The sequence below is a fragment of the Paenibacillus sp. FSL H3-0321 genome (assembly GCF_038002865.1).
Lineage (GTDB): Bacteria > Bacillota > Bacilli > Paenibacillales > Paenibacillaceae > Paenibacillus_AQ.
Genome location: NZ_JBBODH010000001.1, coordinates 7,785,538 through 7,804,098, shown reverse-complemented (window position 1 = coordinate 7,804,098; position 18,561 = coordinate 7,785,538). Strand labels below are relative to the sequence as shown.

The window sequence follows — 18,561 nt, the reverse complement described above, 5'->3', positions numbered from 1 at the left end:
CTGCTCACCAGCAGGCCCTTAGGATTAATGCATCATGGGTAAAGATTCAGTTCAATCCGCCGATTACCGGATGCGGGATATACGGTTCTTCCAGTCTGCGGACTTCTTCCGGGGTCAGACGAAGGGACACCGCTGCTGCTGCATCCTCCAGATGCGCCATCTTGGTCGCTCCGACAATCGGAGCGGCCACAGGTTTCTTCTGAAGCACCCAAGCCAAGGCTACCTGAGCACGCGGGACAGCCCGTTCCTCCGCGATTTCCTTCACCCGAAGTGCGACAATCCGGTCAGCCTCTTCCATTTGTGAATAAAGCTGCTTGGCGAATTCATCGCGCTCGGAACGGGGGCTCGCTTCTTCCCAGTCCCTTGTAAGGCGGCCGCGGGCCAATGGACTCCAGGGAATCACGCCGATGCCTTCCGCTTCACAAAGCGGCAGCATTTCCCGTTCCTCCTCACGGTAAAGCAAATTCACATAATTCTGCATACTGACAAAACGGGTCCAGCCATGCTGCTCTGCAACGTGCAGCGCCTTGAGAAACTGCCAGGCATACATGGAGGAAGCTCCGATATAACGGGCTTTCCCCGCCTTCACAACATCATGCAGGGCCTCCATCGTCTCTTCGATAGGCGTCTGGTTATCCCAGCGGTGGATTTGATACAAGTCCACATAATCCGTTCCCAGCCGCTTAAGACTGTGGTCAATTTCACTCAGTATCGCTTTGCGTGACAATCCGCTGCCATTGGGTCCCGGCCGCATTCTGCCATGCACCTTGGTGGCAATGACCACTTCATCGCGGGAGGTAAAATCCTTCAGCGCCCGCCCAAGGATCTCCTCACTGGTTCCGTCCGAATATACATTGGCTGTATCAAAGAAATTAATGCCCAGCTCCAGCGCCTTTTGGATAAACGGACGACTCTCCTGCTCATTTAGTGTCCAGGCATGTGACCCGCGTTCAGGAATGCCATAACTCATGCAGCCGAGGCAAATCCGCGAGACATCCAGACCGGTAGATCCCAGTTTCACATATTCCAAGATCAACAACTTCCTCTCTATACCAAATGTAATAATAGCCATTCCACTATAGTATAGCGCCGTTAATCGAGAAATAAAAACGCTCTTCCACCCAGTCCGGTTAATACATTGTCTGTAACCAGTTGGATTTTGTCCAGTTCAGTTTACCCGCTCCCGAGCCATTGGAAGCCGTTAGTCTGGCAGCTAGCGTGGAGGGGTCATCCACCGGATAGCTGTAAGGCAAAGCCGAAATCCCAGACCATGAGAACGGAATAATAGCTGCCGGTACCGGGGCAAGCGGACTTCCGGAGGTGTCACTGTTCCCTCTGAAAGACACACCATTCAAAGAGTACATCGTGTCGAGCGCCTTGATTTTACCGGTATAGCTGGAATCTGCGGGATCGGTCTGATTATTGCGCAGCGGATACAAGATATCAACGAAGTTGGATTTCTCGACTAATACCGCCCCGCCTTCCGTAGAAATGGACCCGTTGCTGGTCACGCCGAAGTGGTAGCCCTTGCCGGCAATCGCCGTTTCCATCGCTGTTGTGATTCTTGATTTTGCTGCCCAAGCAGCGGAATTATCCGCCAGAATGTTATAGACATGGGCGTTGCCTCCCCGCAGACGCGGCAAGCGGTCCTGAATGTCGAGATAATAATTATGGTGCAGGGTAATACTTAAATTGGAATTTCCCGAATCAAAAGATGTGGCACCCACCAAATGTCCCTTTTTCTGCGAGCTTGCAACTGCAATGATATCTTCCTTGCTTAATCCGATGGCGCTGCTGCGCAGATAGGCATACATCGGATAAGCAGAGCTGTTGGCCTCCAGCGCGTTGATCTGCCGGGTCACCCAGCTGTTTGAACTCCGGTCATCGCCCTTGAAGGTTGACCAGGAGATGGTCACCCCGGAAGTGCCCTTCTTCGAATCAACCAGTCCGTCATAGGACTTGTTAAAGGTACAGTGGTCAATCCATACGTTGGTGTCCTCTTCAAGCGTGATATAATCCCAGTCGTTTTTGTCGAAATCCCCCTTGCTGGCCTCATCCCATTCCCATAATTCGTCGAATTCGAGATTGCGGATGATCAGGTTGGAGCTGCGTTTAATTGTAAATGCCGCATGCTTAATCTTAGCCCCGTTAGCCGAGAAGATCGTCAGACCGTCAAAGCCGTCAAGAGTAACTTTACTTACTCCTGTCTGCAGCAGTACCGGGTGAGTCAGCGGAGAATTATGGGCCGCAAATGGTGAGGTTTGAGCAGCGGAAGGGATCTCATTCCAGCCTAGATTCAGGTCATTCATAATCTCAATGACCTTTACACCGGACCCTTTCTTGAGTGCAGCTGCCAAATCAGTCGCTGTGTACACCTTTTTGTAAAGGGCGGTATTCGATTCATTCACAATGCCTCCGCCGGAGTTGCCTATGGAGAAGCCAGTCAAATTATATGCACTGAATGCGTCTGCTGGTGCTGATGGTGTTGGGGTAGGAGTTACGGCAGCTGTCGGAACAGAGGTCGGTGTTGCCGCAGGCGTAGCTGTTGCTGCCGGTGTTTGTGCGGGTGTTGCCGACGGAGTAGCCGTCGCGGTTGCCGTAGGCGTGCCGGAAAGCTCGGATACAATAATGTTATCGAACTTGGCCGCTGTTTTGAAGGCTACAAGCCCGATGGCTCCACTGGTCAGGCTGCTGTCGGTCGCTGTAAGCTGGAGAGTGCCATTTACGTACATTTTCAGGGTGCTTCCATTCAGTTCAAGCTTTACGGCATACCATGTGCCCGTTGACAGCGGAACACCCGTTTTGGCCGCCAGGGTCGTTGACGAGCCGCTGAGTTTCTTGCGGATTTCCAAAGTTCCGCCATTGCTGTTCGACAAGGAAGCAGCGTAATAATTGTTTCCGTCGCCATACCGGCCGCAGATAAGGGTTCTGTTGCTGCCGTTGAAATTGTCAATTTTGACCTCGGACTGCACGCTGTAATTGGTCCATTCGCTGTTGCCGGCAGAGGTACGGCCTTCCGAGGAGCTGGATTGATAGTAGACGGAGGAACTTCCATCCTGAACGACAGACCAGGTTCCTGTTGTGCTGGTCCAGTTGTTAGCGCCTTCATTTTCAAAATCATAGCTGACTAAAGAAGCTGCGCTGGCCGGGACAATAAATATCAGTGCAAGAATTACAGCGAATCCAATTCCGCTCAGCAGCCTTAACCTCATTCGTTTGGAAGCCATTTTTCTCCTCCTCAAAGTTTGTATAGCATGCATCTCCTTGTAATAACGATTACTGGAGCGTAGCTCCGATATTCGTGCCGCTTGGTGTACCCGAGCCAATGAGGTCACTGCCGCTGGCGAGTTTCAGGAAGTTGCCGAGTGTGAAGGAACCATCCGCATTTCTGACGACTGAAGGGGTCAAGCTGGCGAAATCGGCACTGCTCGCGACCAGGCCCTTGGCATTCGTACTGGCATTGCTCTTCCACCAGACATTGGTGCTGAGAACATCCGTACCGCTGGTTTTGTCACTGGATCCACCGGCAAAGCTCAAATTATTGGTGAACTGGTGTGTCCCTGTGTCAAAAGCAAAATTGCTTTGCCCATTGCTCCACGAGGTATTGCCTGTAAGTTGAATGGAGCCCGGATTGCTATTGTAGGTGAAACCATGTTTTTTATTCTGGAAGGCGATGCTGTTCTGCACAATATGATTCACAGAAATTTTCTCCCCGCCCAGCTTGAAGCCGTTGCCGTCACTGTTTGCCGTGCTGCTTCCATCCGAGGTTTGGCCATTTTTGTAGGCGATGCTGTTCTTGATCGTAACCACACCAATCGGGCCTGTTTCCGATTTGGTATATAAATCCCAGCCGTCATCTGTATTCCATGCGGCAATACACTTGTCAAACACGTTGCCCGGTCCAATCGTCAGCTTGGCGGCAAAACCATCAGCATCCTCCCCATTGTCCGGGTCGAAATTGTCGTGGGAGTATACGCCAATGATCTGGTTATAGCTGGGCCAGTCGCTCATATTGGAGAGTGAGGAGGAATAGCGGCTGATCTGCAGCCCTGAATCCCGGTTATGGTGCGTTTCTACATTCTCAATGATATTATAATTGCCGCCAATGAAGATCCCGTTATCTCCGGCACCTTTGACCTCAAGCCCCTTTACCTTCCAGTAATGGCCATAAATCTGCAGTCCGCGTTCAGTAGACCCAAAGGATTCGGCGAAGAAATCAAGCACCGGTTTTTCGTTTCCGTAAGCCACAATATTTTTGCGCAAACTGCTGCTTCCGCTGTTCTCGCGTTCAATTGTCACTGGAGCGGAAAAAGTATAGGTTCCCCCGCGCAGATAGATAGTCTCTCCCGGGGCTACTCTGGTAATAGCTGAATCCAAGGTCGTAGGACTGCCGATGGTTCCGGCATTTCCGGCCGCTCCATTCGGTGAGACATACAGTGAACCCGTTGCCGGAGGGGGTGTCGTTGTCGGTGCCACGGTTGCCGTTGCTGTGGGTGCAGCTGTCGGAGTAGCCGATGGTGCTGGAGTAGAACTGGCCGTAGCCGTCGGTGCCACAGTTGAAGTTGCGGTAGGTGAAGGAGTTGGAGTCGTGAAATCCGCAGTAGAAACAACTACATTGTCAAACTTGGCTGCTGTCTTATAAGCGACCAATCCGATACCGCCGGAAGTCAAAATGTTATCGTGTGCATTCAATTGCAAGACATTATTCACATAAAAGTTGATCGTGCTTCCGCTTAGCTCTAGCTTAACCGTGTACACTGTACCGGCAGTGACAGGGAAGTCTGTTTTAGTGGCAAGTGTAGTGCTGGAGCCGCCGACCTTTTTCCGGATTTCCAGCGTACCCCCATTGCTGTTGGATAGCGAAGCCGCATAATAATTATTGCCATCTGTATAACGGCCGCAGAGATAAGTGCGGTTTGTGCCGTTAAAGTTGTCAATTTTCACATCTGCCTGCACGCTGTAGTCAGTCCAGCTACTGTTGCCCGCCGAGGTGCGCCCTTCCGTATTGCCTGATTGATAATAGACATGAGAGCTTCCGTCCTGCACCACTGTCCATGAGCCTGACGTGTGGGTCCAGCTGCCGGCATTGCCGGATTCAAAATCATCACTGAAGATGCTTGCCGCTTGAACGGATGGAATACTTCCACCCACCCCTGAGAGAGCCAGCATAGCCGAAAGCGCAATCATTGCAGAGAATGCAAATCGTTTTTTTATTTTCACGTTAACATTTACCTCCAATAGGTTATATTCTTTCAGTACCTGTTGCGGTATTTACGAATTCTTCCCTGTTTCTGCTTCTTCAAATCAGCACAGTACCTATCCTGGCATCGCATCCCTCACTTTACTTTAAACTTATGACTGCCGAAAAATCAAAAGCCTGCTCTTTTGCAGTGGTCAGCCTAATCTCAATCATAAGTATTTATTGAGAATTGTACAGTCATTTTCACCCCTCATTATTACAGTTATGTGAAATATTGAACACTGGGATAATCACCCTCGGTGTACATTGCTGAGCATATGAAAAGCCAACAAAAAACATTCGTTTTTGTTGGCCTGCTCGTCTTGTAGGGCAATATGGACTTAAACTATTCAGCTTTGAATATAGGGTTTCAAACTTTGCAGCAGTGTCTGCAGCTTGCCGGAGCTCTCTTCGTACATCTGTTTGGCTTCCTTATTGTTGGTGGAAAGGCTGAACAGTTCCAGATCGGCTTCACATTTCTTCAGCAGCGCGTATAGCTGGGGTTTATCCTGCGGCTTTGGCACCTGCACCTTGTCCGCATATAGATCCACGGTAAGTTCGCCATAGGAATCCACCTGGCCGAGGTATACATTTTCAACGGTTAAACCCTGCTTTTCAAGCTGGCCCTGCAGCCAGCCACGGGACAGATTCAGTGTGTCCAAAGGTTCATCCAAGATCTTGCCGTCCATAATGACAGCTTGAGGTTCCTTCTCAGGAGCCACTTTAATGCCCATATCTTTTGGTGTCAGCGCCTGATTCTCCCGGGTAAGCAGGACGTTAATCGCTCCATCCGATTCCATGATCGCAAATTCGACATCTGCCAATTTGAAGACATCCTTCTTCCGCAGCTCCTCCAGCAATTCGTCAGTTGTTAAACGCTCTTTTTTCATATTATCTTCCAGAATTTTACCGTCTTTGATTAGCACAGTTGACTTGAAGTCAATGAAATCCCTGGCCTTCTTGCTCTTGATTTGCAGAAACTCGATACCAAGGGAGAACGCCACCCAGACGATCAGCGCAATTAATCCCAAATGCCATGTTTTATCGGTATCGAGGGATATGTAAGCCGCCAAGCTACCTACTGTAATTCCAGTGATATATTCAAAAAAAGACAGCTGCGAAACTTGTCTCTTCCCCAGCAGCTTTGTCAAAAAGAAGAGCACAACTACCGCGAAAATTGTCCGCCAAATCACCTCAAGCCATTCCGGCATGATTACTACCTCCTAAGTTTAGAATCACCGCATGTCAACATGCTCATTATTTGTTAAAGGGAACAGACCTAACCAAGAAATAATTTCTTGTTTAATCCAAAAGACCAATGCTTAGCATTGGAATGTAATTCCTGTATTTCTGCATCTTCACCTGTAGATACTATGACTCGTTCAGTTTGCTAACTATTTAGAAGGAGGAAATATCTAATGACTGTATCCTCACAAGTGAAGACTTGCCTTTCATCGCTGAAAAGCGCGCAAGCAAGTCTGGAGCAATTCGCTATGGAGACTCAAAACCAGCAGGCCAAAACCTTATTCACAAGCGCAGCGGAACAGACGCAGCAAATTGTGCAGCAGGTTGAAGGCCGTGTAACCGAACTCGAACAAGAGGAGCCACAATACAAAGGCTTCTAGGATGTAATCTTACTCTTAAACAAAAAACAGCCGTATCTGCAGACATGTCTGTGGATACGGCTGCTTTATTTATGCGAATCACTTATGCATACAGCAGGCGTATTCGGGTGCAACCACCTTTGCCACCTGCTTCTACCCAAGCTGCATGTGCTCCGCAGAACGGTTCATGACCTCAGCAATTTCAAGCTTGCGACCGGTCTTGGCACTCTCAAGGGCGCCGAATACCATCGCCATGCTGTAGCGGTTATCCCTGCAGTCTGTTTCAGCAGGACGCTGCTCGGAGAGCGACCGGAACATCTCTTCCAGACAGCCATGATGGAAGGTCTCATCCATCGAAACGGCCTGTGCTTCGACCTGCTCATAGTCACGGATGAACTTGCCGGACTGGTCACCACCTGCGATTACTTCAGCATAAGGCATGCCTACACCATCCCAGAGAATAACCCCTTTCTCCCCCTGAATCCGCCACGACGCTTCCCAAGAGGTGGGTGCACCTTCCGCACACCAGGACCCTTGGTAGCAAAATACAGAGCCATCCGACATTTCGAAGATGCAAATAGCGGCAGCCTGGCCTTCATACCATGAGCCGGGTGGATTAAATTCCTGGCAGTACACTGTAACCGGATCAGCTCCGCTGATAAAACGGGCCTGATCGAAGGTATGGATGGCCATGTCCAGCAGGAGCGGACTGCTCATCACCTCGCGGAAACCGCCAAAATGGGGGGCGAGGAAGAAACTCGCTCCGATATAACCCGTCCGTCCGACCGTACCTGCATCGACAAGCCCGCGCAGCGAGCGGATGCGCGGATCGTACCTGCGGTTCTGCATGACAGCATGTGTTCGTCCGGTGCGTTCCGACAACGCAACAATCTCATTGCACTCCTCCATCGTTTCAGCCAACGGCTTCTCGCTGAACACGTCACATTCCAGTTCAAGTGATGTACTGGCGACAGAATAATGACTGGACGGAACTGTGACGTCAAACACAAGGTTGGCACCCGTTTCTATAATTGCCTGCCGTATCTCCGTAAAGGCCGGAGTGGAAAGTCCGTATTTCCCGGCCATAGCCTGGGCCGACTCCAGCCGGATATCTACAAGGGCAACGATTTCGACCTCCGGGCGTTTCAACGCGTAGCTGATCCATTCATTGGCCATTCCTCCGCAACCGGCAATCGCTACACGGTATTTTGCTGTCATTGGTAATTCCCCGCTTTCTGTATTAGACCGGATTGGGTATAAAGCTGCCTCCGCGGCAGTGTTTCAAATAGTTCAGGGCATGAACTTGTCCGGTCATCTCCAGCTCATCACGATATACCGGGTCATGCCAGCCTTCAATGTCGATGGTACCTTTGTAACCGGCTTGGCGCAAAACCGTGATCACATCAGCCCAGTTCGTGTCTCCAAAACCCGGGGTCCGGTGCCATACATAAGGCTTCGGACCATGAATGCCGTATTCCTTGACAATGTCCCAGGCGATTGTAGCATCCTTCCCATGGACATGGAATATTTTATCCGTCCACTTGCGCAGCTGCGGGAGCGGATCAATCAGCGCGACCATCTGGTGGCAGGGCTCCCACTCCAAACCGAGGTTATCTGCCGGAACCGCGTTGAACATCTTTTCCCAGGCTGTAGGATTATGCGCAATATTCCAGTCTCCGGAGTCCCAATTGCCGCCCATCGAGCAGTTCTCAAATGCAATTCGCACCCCCCGGTCAGCCGCTCTCTTGGAAAGTTCCCCGAACACCTGTATGAATTTAGGTATTGATTCATCTATTGACTGTCCTGTCAGACGTCCTGTGAAACCAGATACCATATCGGTGCCGAAGAGATGGGCATGATCAATCAAACGTTCCCAGCTGGCCAGGGTATCCGCATTATCGCCGGCACCGGTTAGCGGGTTGCCGAATATGCCGACTGAGGAGATGACAAAATCATGCTCTGCAGCCAGTTCCCGCACACGCGCCGCAGTTTCTGTCAGATTCGTCTCTCCGGTGGTCTGCCAAAAGGTAAGACTGAAGGATTCAAATCCGTGTCCAATTATTTGAGGAATCACTCTTACAGCATCTCCCCCACCAACCAGTGTTCCGATTCTCATTGTATCTTCCATCTTGTGTACCACTCCAATATTGGTTTATAGTAAGTTCAGCAAATCAAGTATATAGCTCATTTGGTGTGAGTTCTCGTCTTATCTTGTGTTAATATAGCTCAATATTGGGGGAGTTGAAAGAAGTCATGACTTATCCGAAGGAGCTTAAGGAATACCCGCAGCTCGAAGAGAAAACCTATCCGTTCCGCCTTTTTTTTAATGAGTGCCGGGAGGCTAAAGTGGAACAGAATATCCTTTTCTTGCATTGGCATGAGCATTTCGAAATCATTGTGATGCAGGAAGGCCATGCGATCTTTCATGTAGACAGCAAACCTTATGAAGTCGGACCGGGTGATGTGATTATTGTTCCTTCAGGCGGTTTACACGTCGGTTACAGTTTATACAGCGGAGATATTGCTTACGTATCCATCGTGTTCCATGCTTCCCTGTTCAAAGACAGAAACCAGGACTCCCAGCATGAGCAATTCGTAGCCCCCTATCTGAATAACCGGTTTCAGTTTCCGGTCAAACCCGCCGATCTGAACCCGGCTTGCTCCTGTTATTATCCCCTGCTGCAAGCCATCATTGCCGAAGTGCGCAGTAAAGGCCCTGCTTTTCAACTGGTTGTGAAGAACCAATTACATTTATTCTTCACCCTGCTGTCGCGCAGCTTTCCGCCGCAGCAATTGTCAGAGAGGCATCAGAGCGAGCGCCATTCCATTAACCGCGAACGATTTAAACCGCTGCTGGAGTATCTGGAAGCTCATTTTGATGAGAAGATCACTATTGAATGGGCTGCAAAGTTTGTCAATCTGAATCCTTATCATTTCTGCAAAACCTTCAAAAAGCTGACCGGACGCACCTTTATCGACTATGTGAACTTAAGCCGGATACATGAAGCTGAACGTCTGCTGCTGGAGTCGGATTTGACCGTGACGGAAATTGCCGGCAAGGTGGGCTGCGACAACCCTAATTATTTCACCAAACTCTACAAGCAATACAAAGGGATTACTCCTTCCGGGGCGCGCAAATAGTTCTGTACTCCGCCATAACACGTAAAACAGCACTGTTCCTGGGAAGCGAACGGTGCTGTTTCATGGGCAGGAAGATCATATTTAGCTTTCCTTCATCTATAATTATGATTTATTGATATTTACATTTCGGATATCTCCACCCAGCGTCTCTGTTCAATGGAGCGTTCAACAGCTTCCAGAACAGCCTGACATTTTACTCCGTCATGGAAGTTTGGCTCCGGCTGGCGTCCTTCCGCAATGGCGGTGGAGAGCTCCAGCATCTCGTGGATAAACGTATGCTCGAATCCGATGGTATGGCCCGGCGGCCACCAGGCTTCGGCGTAATCATGGGCCGGATCGGTGGCAAGCACACGCCGGAAGCCCTGTACATCCTCGTCGTCCGAGGTCAGGTACACCTCCAGCTCATTCATCCGTTCGAAATCGAATTTCACACTGCCCAGACTGCCGTTAATCTCAAAAGAATTGGTCGAGCGGTGACCCGCAGCAAAACGAGTAGCTTCAAAGCTGCCCAAAGCACCACTTACAAACCGGGCCAGAAACAGTGTCGCATCGTCAACGGTCACTTCTCCTCTGGGGGCATCTTTGCTTGCCTTTGCACTTAGGCCAGTCATCTCAGCGGCTAGCGGACGCTCTTTGATAAAGGTCTCGCTCATTCCGATTACTTCCTGCACATCTCCGACCAGAAAATGGGCAAGATCAATTAAGTGTGCTCCAAGATCGCCATGCGAGCCGGAACCGGCAATATCCTTCTGCAGTCTCCACACCAGCGGGAAATCCGGATCGATAATCCAGTCCTGCAGAAACCAGGCACGGAAATGATAGATCTTACCGAGCCTTCCGCTCTCTATCAGCCGCTTAGCCAGCCTGACTGCCGGTGAGAACCGGTAATTGAAGCCGACCATATGAATGATGCCCGCATCCGTCGCAGCCTCCAGCATCTCACGGGAATCCGCAAGATTCAGCGCCAGCGGCTTTTCGCAGAAAATATGCTTGCCTGCTTTGGCTGCCGCCAGAGCAATTTCCTTATGGGCATTGCTAGGCGCGTTGATATCAATGAGGTCAATATCCTCCCGGGAGATGAGCTCTTTCCAGTCGGTCACACTATCAGACCAGCCAAGCTGTAAAGCTGCTTCTTGCACCGCAGCGGTATTCCTCCCGCATATGACAGACATCTCCGGTTTCAGTGCCTGCGGAAAAAACATAGGAAGGCTGCGGTAGGCATTGCTGTGGGCTTTACCCATAAACTTGTAGCCGATCATTCCGATACGAAGCTGTTTCATCTTCTTCCTCCTTTGGTTCACTTTTCTTCGATGAAGCACGAACGGCGAGTTCCGTGACTAATATCTTTGTAACCGCTTAATGTACACGCGTACATTCTTTCATGCCATTTCACATTCGTCAACCTGGAATTTCTTTCGCCCTTTAGTACTTCCCCCAAATCGGTTCGCCGCTTCGGGCATCAATGTATCGCAATTTACGGTTGACGAATTCACGAGGAGGTTCAGAACGTGAAATAGTAACAAGTTCGTAAATCAGCCGGTATACCGGCCGCTGCGCATTAGAATCCTTAATCCATTTAAGCTTGACATCCATATATCGCTTATAGATTTCTAAGGCTACCTCGGGTGTTAGAAGCGGGGCAAGCCTGTGCTCAGCCAGCTGTTGGAGCATCTCGTAAGAAACGCCGGAAAAAAGGCAAGTATTCCCGGTTGCTGTGCTGATACTAATCGTTACCCGCTCTCCGTTAACCGGGATGTCCCCCATGTAGACAGGCAAAAAGAAAAACTCACGGCTGCGGGGTTCATCCTCCAGGTCATCCTTATCAACTTCCAGCCGCAGATAGGAAGCATAGTCCGGGAACACCTCACGCAGGAACCCTTCCGCTTTAACCCAGCATTGCTGCCGGTTCAGGGGAGAAAGCATCTGCTCCTTCCCCGGGTCATCCCGATGAAAGCGTAGCAAGGTTCCTGTCGTCTTTTCGATCTGCAGCTTAAACGGAGATTCCAGATTCCTGAGCTTGTCTCCCCACCTATACTTCATATATCCGTCTACAGAGAGTGCTGCTTGCTCAGGTTCATCTTCCAGGTCATCTATATGCCTGTACTGCAGCATGATCCGTTCGCCATCGTCTGAAGACTTCTCAAGCTCGTATAGCTCCGGATTTATGCCAAGCAGCTGCTCCCAGCCGGCAATGCTGCGGTTTGCACCCGCTTTTGCTTCTGCCGGCCCTTCATCGACTTTGAGCGAATGAATTGATGGCAAAGCGTAATGTTCAGGTCCGAAGCAGTCCCTTCCGCTTACAGCATCAATAAATCGCATAAGCGGAGCCGGATTATATACCATCCGATACTCATCTTCTGTACCGGGCACATCGTAGATGGAAGGAGATAATGCTGTGATTTGCAGCTCCATATGAGTGTGACACAGCAATTGTTCTTTTACTGCACCTTCGTTAACGAGGACGGCAGGCCATTCCGGTGTTGGAGCTGATTTTGGATGATGACGGTAACGGATAATGCCCAGCCCTTGATCCAGCGTCACCTCACAACCTGTGTCCGGGAGAGGCAGGCCACCGGCTTCTTCTCTGTACGTAATTCGTCTTCTGCTGTCATCCGTATGAATCCAAGTCAAACCAGCCGCGTCCGGCGCATGCTTGCCCACAAAGCCATCTGCGATTTTTCTCGCTTCCTCCCCCATGCCCTTGGGATCTGCCCGGTCATTGGTTTCCTCATTAGGTTCCATATCCACATGCATGTCCACCAGACAACCGGTAGTCAAATCCAGAGAGATCTCAAGAGTCCATTCCTTGTTCTCCGGGTCTTCCCAGATAAAAGAGCGATTGACCGCATCCCGCGTTGGCGTGCTGTCTTCCATCACCAAACGGTAATGCTGGGGAATTGCGACAATGTTCATTGCTTGCGTGCGCAGTCTATCAAAGTTTGCTTCCATTTCAACCTCCAGCCAATTGTGTTACTCCGAATAATCTTTCAACCAAACCTGTACATGCTTCAAAAAACGCCGGGTTGCCGGTGATGCATACTTCATAGAATGAACGGCAATACCAAGCGAACGAAAACTGCGCTCCTCCAGCTCCAGCATAGCTACATTATGATTCTGGCGCGAGATGACCATTTCAGGGAGAACACTGATGCCGAGACCATTTTCCACCATTGCAATGATGGCATAATCATCTCCGGCTGTGAATTTGATATTCGGCTGGATTCCCGCCCGCTCAAATACACGCCTGGCATCATAATCTGATCCGGCCTTCTGGATAATAAAATCCTCATAGGCCATTTGCGCAAGCGGCATATATGGTGCTTTGCTCAAGGGATGTTCTTGGGAGAGGATGGCCAGCATCCGGTCCTGTTTCAGGGGAAACACCTCAAATTTATCCCGGGTGGGGAGTGAAATAAAACCGCAGTCGACGACTCCAGCTTCAATCCACTGCTCAATCTCCAGATAGCCGCCCTCCATCAGCTTGAATTCAATATAAGGGTATTCCTTGCGGAACTCCTTAATCATCCCCGGCAGCCAATGCACTGACACACTGGTAAACGTGCCAATCGTAATCGTTCCCGTTTCCAGCCCGTGAATGTCGGCAACCTGTTGCTTTAACTGCTCATTCCATTTCAGAATCTCACGGATAGGCTGCACCACCTGCTCACCGTTGACCGTTAATTTGACACCCGAGCGGTTTCTTACCAGCAGTGAAAAGCCGAATTCCATCTCCAGGCTGCTGATGGTATGACTGATCCCGGACTGGGTAAAGCCCAGAACATCAGCGGCTTTGGTCAGGCTGCCCAGCTCCACAACCTTCAGAAACACCTCATATTTAGTGATGCTCAAGGACTCCGGCCCCCTTCTTAACTTACATGAATTTTCCTCATGCTTCCTATGATAAACATTCAGTTACCTTATGTAATATCCCATATTATACTATAATCACTTGACGTAAAGAAGGATGATGACGAGATGAAGCCGCTTAAGGCTGAGCTAATGCTCATTGTAGTAACGATGTTCTGGGGTTCCTCCTACATCTTCATGAAGATGGGACTGGATACACTGGGGGAATTTAATCTGATTGCACTGCGTTTCGGCCTTGCTTTTGTGCTGGCAGCCATTTTGTTTCACAAGCGTCTACGCAGAATAGACCTTAGAACCTTGAAATATGGAGCACTGCTCGGATTCCTGCTGCTGGGCGTATTCACCTGCATCACCTTCGGACTGAAGACGACTACAACCTCCAATGCCGGATTCCTGGTCGCTTTGACCGTTATTTTTGTCCCACTGATCGATGTGCTTGTTTTCAGAAAAAGAGTCGCTCCCCCGCAGATTTTTGGCGCTGTGCTGGCCATTTCGGGGATCGGGCTCCTGACCTTAAATTCCTCGCTGCATGTGCAGCCGGGTGACCTGCTGTGCATCCTGTCAGCAGTATTTTATGCTGTGCAGATCCTTGTCACCGGCAAAGCGGTAAAAACCTGCGACTCTTTGAATATCGGCATTTTGCAGTTGGGTTTTGCCGGTGGGTACGCCCTTGTGCTGTCTGCTATCTTCGAGACACCGTCATTGCCGTCTTCCATGCCAGGCTGGATTGCCATTCTTGCGCTTGGCATTCTCTGCAGCGCCTGCGGCTTTATCTTACAGCCGGTAGCCCAGAAATACACTACCCCGACACGCACCGGCCTGATCTTCTCCCTTGAGCCTGTGTTTGCTGCCTTTTTCGGCTACTGGTTTGCCGGGGAACAGTTGTCCATGCAAGGCTATACCGGGGCAGCGCTTGTGCTGCTGGGGATCGTCGCCTCCGAACTGCTGGGAAAAATGCCGCTGAACGCCAACATGAACCGAATGCCGAGAAAACGCAGGGCGGATTTGTGAAACAGTCATGGCTTTTGAGGCTTTGCGTAGCATTTTCGGATTTTTCGTGAACCATCCCGTTTTGTAGCTTGCGCCCGCCGAACTGATCGTAGTGCCCCGTGCTGGCCGTATTTACCTTGAGCTGAAAGCAAACTACGGATGAATGCCGTCTGACTGTGAATGTGTTCACCCGCTTGAGTATCCAAGAAGGGGCTGTCCCATGAAATAACTACTTGGGAGAGCCCCTTCTTATGGTACGTGCAACTGCTTGTTATTCTACATTAAAAGTAAAGTACTGTTTCGGAAAAGGCTCTTTAATCAGCGTAAAATGCCACCACTCTTTACTGTACGGCTTAAACCCATGCTTCGCCATAGCATCTTTCAAAAGCTTGCGGTTGGCATGCTGCTTGGCGCTGACCAGTGAAGTATTATAATAGGAGATCTCGCCGAAAAAATCATACGGGCTGCCCATATCGACCAGGGCACCCGTTTTTTTGTCGGCGAGAGACAAATCAATCGTGCTGCCTCTGGAATGTCCCGACTTTTTGGCGATAAAACCAAGCTTGAACAGATTCTGTTTGTCCAGCTTAGGATAATACTGCAGCTTCATCTTAATGTCTCCGGCATCCTGCGACCAGCGGACAAAATGATTAACTGCTTTTTGCGGGCGGTAAGCATCATATATTCTAAGAATGTATCCTTTTCGCTCCAAATCGTCACTAACCTTCTTCAATGCCGTCGCCGCCGTTTTTGAGAAGATCGCCAGAGGAGCTTTGTACCCGTCAACCCGTGTACCGGTAAAATTATTAGCGCTATAATAACGAATTTCATATTGTGCGGTTGGAATGATCTCATCCAGATAAACAAAACCATTGGGCAGGTTATTCTTCTTCTGGGTGCTAACTTGCTGTGCTGATGCGCCTGCCTTCTGTCCTTCACCTGCCGCTATTGCAGAGCTTTCGGAGTTGCCTGAGGTCATCCCCAAGATCAGCAAGAGCATGATCGCCGTCAGCCTTTTGCCTGTCCTTTGCTGCTTCATATTAAGATAAAGCTCCTTCCTTCCTCTAGTTCGGGTCCAAGTACGTATTAATAAACTTTTGAACATCAGGAGTAAACTCATTGTTATTGCGGTCCAGCAGTGCAAGCAGCTCCTCTAAGGCCCTGAGAAGTTCGCTGTCTCCATTGCCGGTCAGTATTGCAGCTTCATAAGCTTGCCGGAGCTCAGAGTTAATAATAACCGGAGCACCTTCCTCCATATAATCATACGCTGGTGTATTGCCGGAGCCAATGAACAGATTTACTTTTTTACTCCACAGTGCAAGCTTGACCGCTTCAAGCCTGTCAGAGAGCGGATACCGGTTAACGAAATCTTCCATTGCAAGTGTTCTGGCCAAAAGCTCATTCCAGCTAATTATGATTGAACCTTCCTTGAGACTAGGCTTGTTCGATTCTGCTGCCATCATATCTATATATGTTCCTATATCAGTCTTAATATGAGGTTTGAATGCCTTATAGCTTTCATAATTCATTACCGGATAGTACATGCCTTCACTGGTTCTGATTTTATACCCTTTATCTCGTCCTTCAATTAGTACTGCACGTATCTTGGAATCTTTAATGTTGTTTAGCAAGGAGGTATAGGTAAGTCCGTTTTTCCGAACCGCTGCGTCAATCGCCTGACGGACCGCTTCCGGATCCAATTTTTCCGTATATTTCGGCAACTCGGCCTTCTGCGCATTTTCTAACTGCAAAGTCATTTGGGTAGCATACCAGAGCCCGGCTTCGTCAATATGATTGATGAGATAGCTGCGCGCCTTAGCGAGTGTGGATGACTGCTGTACATATGTCTGGAACTGTTTGTACACGGCTGCGGATTGCTGTGTACCAGCGGCGTAAGCAGGCTGAGCTACGAATGCTGAGTATCCTTCCGCCGTACCCAGAAGAATGGATAAGCTGAGCAGGATCTTTCTATTCCAATGTGAACCGAATTGGCTCTGCTGTGTCATAATGCCCCCCTTATAGTACGTGATTCATGTTCAGCAGGTGTGAGATCCTTGCGCCGGTAGATGCCCATAAGCAGTCCAAGCGCCGCATACTCAATGATAACATGGCCCCCATAGCTCATGAAAGGAAATGGAAGATAGGTCAGAATCATTTTGCCGCTTAACACCAGCAGACCGTAGAACAGTCCCATTGCAAGTATGAGTGACAAGGCGATAATAACACTCTTGCCATAATCATCTTTCACTGCATGAACTGAAAAGAAGAGCTTAAACATAAACCAAAGAACAACACCGAGCAGCACCAACCCGCCGCCCCATCCGAAACAGTAAATCAGATAAGCAGGCAGCATATCAGAATAGGCATAGGACAGCCTTTCAAATTCAGCACCGAAGCCATGTCCGCTCCAGCCTGCTGATGCAATGACCTCATTCAGGGTCTTATAGACAAATCCACTGGACTCCGGATTGATATTGTAATTGATTGCACCCAGGATCCGGTCTCTCATCTGTTGATTATTCCACGCATACCGGAGGCCCGCTGCTAGAAAAAAACCACCGATCAACGTCGAACGCAACCAGGCCCCGGAAAGCCAGGTATACAATATCAGAGAACAGACCAAATACAGCAACAACACAGGTATGGGGCCAGCAATGATGTAGGCCGCCGCCGGTCCAAGGAGAATAAATAACTCCGGGAGCAAATTCCGCTTAGTTCCCAGCTTGCCATCCGCTTTAAATTTTGAGAAGATGCCTGCCAGCGCAACCAGCACAATATATGGACTATAGGAGACCAGGTTGATCACGATTCCCCCAAAAGCCAAAAAATAAGTCCGGCTCCCGTTCGCATAGAGGCCCCATTTCAAACTTGCGATTATCCCTGCTATTGAAAAGATGTACAGCAGCCAGGACAGCTTTTGAAGCCTGCGAAAATTGATGAAATAGCAGGCAGCCATTAAAGCAATCCCGATCAACATAAAGCTAAATTGCTTCGGCAGAAAGCTTGAAGGAACTCTCGGGTTGTTCATAAAGCTTGCTTCCAATGAGCTCATCCCCAGCAATCCAATCGCAGAGAACAACAGCAGAGCTCCCAGCAAACCCCATGGAGTCCTTGGTTTATGAATATGATGCAGATCCTTTCCCACAGCTTTCGGATCACCCATTTGCGCAATCGCCAAAACTTCTGCTTCTGCTTGGGATGCACCAAGACTTTCCTGCTCAATCATCAGATCCTCCAAATGGCTGCTAAGCTCGCTGTGGATCTCGGCATGCATTTTCTTGGCTTTGACTTCACCGCATACGTTGTCCAAATACTGCTCCAGCCCACTTTTCGACTCCACTATACTCCACCCTCCCCAAGTACAGTATCCACCGCTTTTTTAAATAAACGCCACTCGGACTGTTTCTCCTTCAGCTTCTCCGCGCCTTCCTTCAATATCCGGTAATATTTGCGCTTCCGCCCCTCAACCTCTACCCAGTAAGACTCTACCCAGCGCTCACTTTCCATCGCATGGAGAATGGGATACAGTGTGCCTTCTTTTAAGGAAAACACACCTTCGGAACGTTGCTCCAGCTCCTTGATCAGCTCATATCCGTACTGCGGCTTGTCCAGCAGCAGCGTTAGAATCAACGTCCCTGTGCTGCCCTTCAGCATTTCTTTACTGACTTTCATTTTGTTAACACTCCCTTCAGGATTCAATTAGGCCAAAGTCTGAACACC

General features: G+C 49.6%; 16 protein-coding genes and 1 pseudogene. 3 read left to right on the top strand and 14 right to left on the bottom strand.

Features of this window, described 5'->3' with window-relative positions; all coding sequences use genetic code 11:
- Positions 1 to 46 precede the first annotated feature (46 nt).
- The 5 genes and pseudogenes from MHI45_RS34625 to MHI45_RS34610 form a co-directional block, all read right to left on the bottom strand.
- Positions 47 to 1,030: an aldo/keto reductase gene (locus tag MHI45_RS34625; protein WP_076109289.1), complete on the bottom strand. Its 984-nt coding sequence runs from the start codon at positions 1,028 to 1,030 to the stop codon at positions 47 to 49.
- Positions 1,031 to 1,130: 100 nt separating this feature from the next.
- On the bottom strand, positions 1,131 to 2,630 hold the full coding sequence (locus MHI45_RS34620) for a pectate lyase family protein (protein WP_439823153.1): 1,500 nt from the start codon (positions 2,628 to 2,630) through the stop codon (positions 1,131 to 1,133).
- Positions 2,628 to 3,212, bottom strand: a pseudogene (locus MHI45_RS35290) (family 16 glycoside hydrolase); the annotation flags it as partial. The gene MHI45_RS34620 and the pseudogene MHI45_RS35290, both read right to left, overlap by 3 nt.
- A gap of 64 nt (positions 3,213 to 3,276) precedes the next feature.
- The gene (locus tag MHI45_RS34615; RefSeq protein WP_083675483.1) at positions 3,277 to 4,476 is read right to left on the bottom strand and encodes a right-handed parallel beta-helix repeat-containing protein; all 1,200 of its coding nucleotides are present in this window, start codon (positions 4,474 to 4,476) and stop codon (positions 3,277 to 3,279) included.
- A gap of 1,113 nt (positions 4,477 to 5,589) precedes the next feature.
- Positions 5,590 to 6,450 carry a DUF421 domain-containing protein gene (locus tag MHI45_RS34610; RefSeq protein WP_076109287.1) on the bottom strand — a complete coding sequence of 287 codons (861 nt, stop codon included), beginning with the start codon at positions 6,448 to 6,450 and terminating at the stop codon, positions 5,590 to 5,592.
- Positions 6,451 to 6,657: 207 nt separating this feature from the next.
- On the opposite strand from MHI45_RS34610, the gene MHI45_RS34605 reads away from it, so the two are divergent.
- Positions 6,658 to 6,864, top strand: coding sequence for a DUF1657 domain-containing protein (locus MHI45_RS34605; protein WP_038591399.1), 207 nt, complete (start codon positions 6,658 to 6,660; stop codon positions 6,862 to 6,864).
- A gap of 132 nt (positions 6,865 to 6,996) precedes the next feature.
- On the opposite strand, the gene MHI45_RS34600 is transcribed toward MHI45_RS34605, so the two are convergent.
- Together MHI45_RS34600 and MHI45_RS34595 are read right to left on the bottom strand one after the other, a co-directional pair.
- On the bottom strand, positions 6,997 to 8,061 hold the full coding sequence (locus tag MHI45_RS34600) for a Gfo/Idh/MocA family protein (protein ID WP_076109286.1): 1,065 nt from the start codon (positions 8,059 to 8,061) through the stop codon (positions 6,997 to 6,999).
- 22 nt (positions 8,062 to 8,083) lie between these two features.
- Entirely contained in the window at positions 8,084 to 8,971 is an 888-nt protein-coding gene (locus tag MHI45_RS34595) for a sugar phosphate isomerase/epimerase family protein (RefSeq protein ID WP_076109285.1), read from the bottom strand.
- Between the two features lie 125 nt (positions 8,972 to 9,096).
- Between MHI45_RS34595 and MHI45_RS34590 the strand changes: the two genes are divergently transcribed.
- Entirely contained in the window at positions 9,097 to 9,984 is an 888-nt protein-coding gene (locus MHI45_RS34590; protein ID WP_076109284.1) for a helix-turn-helix transcriptional regulator, read from the top strand.
- Between the two features lie 119 nt (positions 9,985 to 10,103).
- Here the strand turns inward: MHI45_RS34590 and MHI45_RS34585 are convergent, their stop codons facing one another.
- The 3 genes from MHI45_RS34585 to MHI45_RS34575 all read right to left on the bottom strand — a co-directional run bounded on the left by MHI45_RS34585 (position 10,104) and on the right by MHI45_RS34575 (position 13,833).
- Entirely contained in the window at positions 10,104 to 11,264 is a 1,161-nt protein-coding gene (locus tag MHI45_RS34585; RefSeq protein ID WP_076109283.1) for a Gfo/Idh/MocA family protein, read from the bottom strand.
- A gap of 142 nt (positions 11,265 to 11,406) precedes the next feature.
- The gene (locus MHI45_RS34580; protein ID WP_076109282.1) at positions 11,407 to 12,933 is read right to left on the bottom strand and encodes a YcdB/YcdC domain-containing protein; all 1,527 of its coding nucleotides are present in this window, start codon (positions 12,931 to 12,933) and stop codon (positions 11,407 to 11,409) included.
- 21 nt (positions 12,934 to 12,954) lie between these two features.
- Complete coding sequence (locus MHI45_RS34575) at positions 12,955 to 13,833, bottom strand: LysR family transcriptional regulator (protein WP_076109281.1); 879 nt, start codon at positions 13,831 to 13,833, stop codon at positions 12,955 to 12,957.
- 126 nt (positions 13,834 to 13,959) lie between these two features.
- Here MHI45_RS34575 and MHI45_RS34570 point away from each other — a divergent pair, with 126 nt between their 5' ends.
- A complete protein-coding gene (locus MHI45_RS34570) occupies positions 13,960 to 14,862 on the top strand; it encodes a DMT family transporter (RefSeq protein ID WP_076109280.1) in 903 nt (300 codons plus the stop codon).
- Positions 14,863 to 15,112: 250 nt separating this feature from the next.
- On the opposite strand, the gene MHI45_RS34565 is transcribed toward MHI45_RS34570, so the two are convergent.
- The 4 genes from MHI45_RS34565 to MHI45_RS34550 are packed head-to-tail and all read right to left on the bottom strand — an operon-like array spanning position 15,113 to position 18,513.
- Positions 15,113 to 15,880: a M15 family metallopeptidase gene (locus MHI45_RS34565; RefSeq protein WP_218642516.1), complete on the bottom strand. Its 768-nt coding sequence runs from the start codon at positions 15,878 to 15,880 to the stop codon at positions 15,113 to 15,115.
- Between the two features lie 25 nt (positions 15,881 to 15,905).
- Positions 15,906 to 16,847 carry a hypothetical protein gene (locus MHI45_RS34560; RefSeq protein WP_076109279.1) on the bottom strand — a complete coding sequence of 314 codons (942 nt, stop codon included), beginning with the start codon at positions 16,845 to 16,847 and terminating at the stop codon, positions 15,906 to 15,908.
- Positions 16,844 to 18,181: an FtsW/RodA/SpoVE family cell cycle protein gene (locus MHI45_RS34555; RefSeq protein WP_076109278.1), complete on the bottom strand. Its 1,338-nt coding sequence runs from the start codon at positions 18,179 to 18,181 to the stop codon at positions 16,844 to 16,846. The genes MHI45_RS34560 and MHI45_RS34555 overlap by 4 nt, the downstream gene beginning before the upstream one ends.
- Positions 18,181 to 18,513, bottom strand: coding sequence for a PadR family transcriptional regulator (locus MHI45_RS34550; RefSeq protein WP_076109277.1), 333 nt, complete (start codon positions 18,511 to 18,513; stop codon positions 18,181 to 18,183). The genes MHI45_RS34555 and MHI45_RS34550 overlap by 1 nt, the downstream gene beginning before the upstream one ends.
- Positions 18,514 to 18,561: the final 48 nt, after the last annotated feature.

Coding starts and splice junctions, on each gene's coding strand:
- MHI45_RS34610 (WP_076109287.1), bottom strand. CDS start 6,450: ATGCCGGAATGGCTTGAGGTGATTTGGCGGACAATTTTCGCGGTAGTT.
- MHI45_RS34605 (WP_038591399.1), top strand. CDS start 6,658: ATGACTGTATCCTCACAAGTGAAGACTTGCCTTTCATCGCTGAAAAGC.
- MHI45_RS34600 (WP_076109286.1), bottom strand. CDS start 8,061: ATGACAGCAAAATACCGTGTAGCGATTGCCGGTTGCGGAGGAATGGCC.
- MHI45_RS34595 (WP_076109285.1), bottom strand. CDS start 8,971: ATGGAAGATACAATGAGAATCGGAACACTGGTTGGTGGGGGAGATGCT.
- MHI45_RS34590 (WP_076109284.1), top strand. CDS start 9,097: ATGACTTATCCGAAGGAGCTTAAGGAATACCCGCAGCTCGAAGAGAAA.
- MHI45_RS34585 (WP_076109283.1), bottom strand. CDS start 11,264: ATGAAACAGCTTCGTATCGGAATGATCGGCTACAAGTTTATGGGTAAA.
- MHI45_RS34580 (WP_076109282.1), bottom strand. CDS start 12,933: ATGGAAGCAAACTTTGATAGACTGCGCACGCAAGCAATGAACATTGTC.
- MHI45_RS34570 (WP_076109280.1), top strand. CDS start 13,960: ATGAAGCCGCTTAAGGCTGAGCTAATGCTCATTGTAGTAACGATGTTC.
- MHI45_RS34565 (WP_218642516.1), bottom strand. CDS start 15,880: ATGAAGCAGCAAAGGACAGGCAAAAGGCTGACGGCGATCATGCTCTTG.
- MHI45_RS34560 (WP_076109279.1), bottom strand. CDS start 16,847: ATGACACAGCAGAGCCAATTCGGTTCACATTGGAATAGAAAGATCCTG.
- MHI45_RS34550 (WP_076109277.1), bottom strand. CDS start 18,513: ATGAAAGTCAGTAAAGAAATGCTGAAGGGCAGCACAGGGACGTTGATT.